Genomic DNA, 1840 nt, shown 5'->3' with positions numbered 1-1840 from the left:
CGTTATGTGCAATGCTACCAAACCACCGCAGAAAGACAATCCACAAAACATTTGACAATTACTCAATCCCTTGAACAATTTTGTTCCTGTGCAGATAACCCCATTTTTCCATAGCGGACAGGACTTCGCTTAACGTTCCACTATAAGGTGTCAGTTCATATTGTACCGTAACAGGTTTGGTATCGCAGACTTTTCGGCTGACCAATCCGTTCATTTCCAATTCCTGCAATTCTTTGGACAAAATGCGTGGAGAAATCCCCGCTTCCCTTGACAACTCATTAAAACCCTTTTTTCCGCTTCGCAAAACCGAAATCAAAACCAACTTCCATTTACCGCCTACGATATCAAGTGTATCGCGTATCGCCATTTTAGCTTTTGCACAGCTTTCAACCGTATGTTTTTTCATGCACTATTCTTTTTGTAAGTACTATCCTTTTTGTAACAGATAACAAAGGTATAGTATTTATTTTGAACTTTGCAGAAGAATCATAAAATATTAAAAATCATGTCACAAAAAGCAATCAAAATTACAGGATGGACTATGACCATCGTTTTAGCACTTGTGTTTACAATGAGTGCATTTCTGAAGCTCACGCAAAACGAAACGGCTTTGGCGCAGGCTTCTTCGTTCGGAATTGATGCCACCACGTATCAGTTCATCGGGATTATCGAAATAATCTCTCTGATACTCTTCATTGTTCCGAGAACAGGAATTTTGGGTACAATGCTGTTAGTAGCCTATTTGGGTGGAGCTATCGTCACACATTTGCAACATCAACAACCGATAGCAATGGCGGTTATTTTTCAAATCCTGCTTTGGGTTACGGCATTTATCCGTTTCCCTGAACTGAAACAAAGAATTTTTTCAACTAAAAGAGCACGATAATGATGATACGAAGAGACATTTCAAAAATAACCCAAAACCATTGGCATAATGGTTTTTTGGGAACAGGACATCGTGCAATGGCAGTATTGGAGGGTGTACCTTACAAAGACAGTGACCCTTTTATTTTGTTTATGGACGACAGCCTGAATCTTCCGGGCGGAGAACCCGTAGGCGGTGCACACCCACACGCAGGGTTTGAAACCTTGAGCTTGGTTTTGGAAGGCAATGAAAAAGATTGGAAAACGGGAAGTTTTGAACTGATGACCGCAGGAAAAGGCATTATCCACACTGAAGAAATCACTTCCGAACAAAAACTTCGTATGCTGCAAGTGTGGTTGGTACTACCGCCCGAAAAGCGATATGCACAGCCTTTCTTACAAAAAATACTATTGGAAGACGTACCCAAAATCAAGACCGATGAACACGAAATTCGTGTATATAGTGGAAGCAGTAACGGATTGATTTCGCCATTAAAAAACCATACGCCATTTACTTTGGTGGACTTTAGGTTAATGAGCGGTGCTGTGGCAAGACAAGAAACTCCATCGCACTACAATGGTTTGGTGTATGTGCTGAAAGGTAGCGTGAAAGCAGGCGACAAAATCATCAAAGCAGAACAAGCAGGTTGGCTTGACAAGACAGCCGACGTTTCGACAAGCTCAAGATTGAACAACGGCAACACCGAAATACAATTTGAAGCACTGGAAAACGATACGCATTTTGTGCTGTATGCAGGACAACCGCATAATATTCCTGTGGTGCATCACGGACCTTTTGTAGCAGACACAATGGAAGACATCGCACAGATGTACAAAGATTTTCGTCAAGGAAAATTCCCACATTTGAACGATTTGCCAAGCAAACAAAAAATTATTTATTCTTCGGAAATAAGTTTGTAAGAGGATCGCAAGGAATAAATTAAATATCCAAAAGCACTGCACATAACAAGGTATT

At 40.8% G+C, this 1840-nt stretch carries 3 protein-coding genes; 2 read left to right on the top strand and 1 reads right to left on the bottom strand.

Features of this window, described 5'->3' with window-relative positions; translation table 11 throughout:
* Positions 1-58 precede the first annotated feature (58 nt).
* The gene (locus G5B00_RS17820; RefSeq protein ID WP_013663615.1) at positions 59-406 is read right to left on the bottom strand and encodes a winged helix-turn-helix transcriptional regulator; all 348 of its coding nucleotides are present in this window, start codon (positions 404-406) and stop codon (positions 59-61) included.
* Between the two features lie 99 nt (positions 407-505).
* Between G5B00_RS17820 and G5B00_RS17815 the strand changes: the two genes are divergently transcribed.
* Positions 506-886, top strand: coding sequence for a DoxX family protein (locus tag G5B00_RS17815; RefSeq protein ID WP_013663614.1), 381 nt, complete (start codon positions 506-508; stop codon positions 884-886).
* Complete coding sequence (locus G5B00_RS17810; protein ID WP_163878819.1) at positions 886-1785, top strand: pirin family protein; 900 nt, start codon at positions 886-888, stop codon at positions 1783-1785. Before G5B00_RS17815 ends, G5B00_RS17810 begins: the two co-directional genes overlap by 1 nt.
* The last annotated feature ends 55 nt before the right edge of the window (positions 1786-1840 follow it).

The organism is Parapedobacter sp. SGR-10 (assembly GCF_011030405.1).
In the GTDB taxonomy this organism is placed as follows: domain Bacteria; phylum Bacteroidota; class Bacteroidia; order Sphingobacteriales; family Sphingobacteriaceae; genus Sphingobacterium.
The sequence above is the reverse complement of the archived record's forward strand: the minus strand, read 5'-3'. Positions and strand labels throughout refer to the sequence as shown.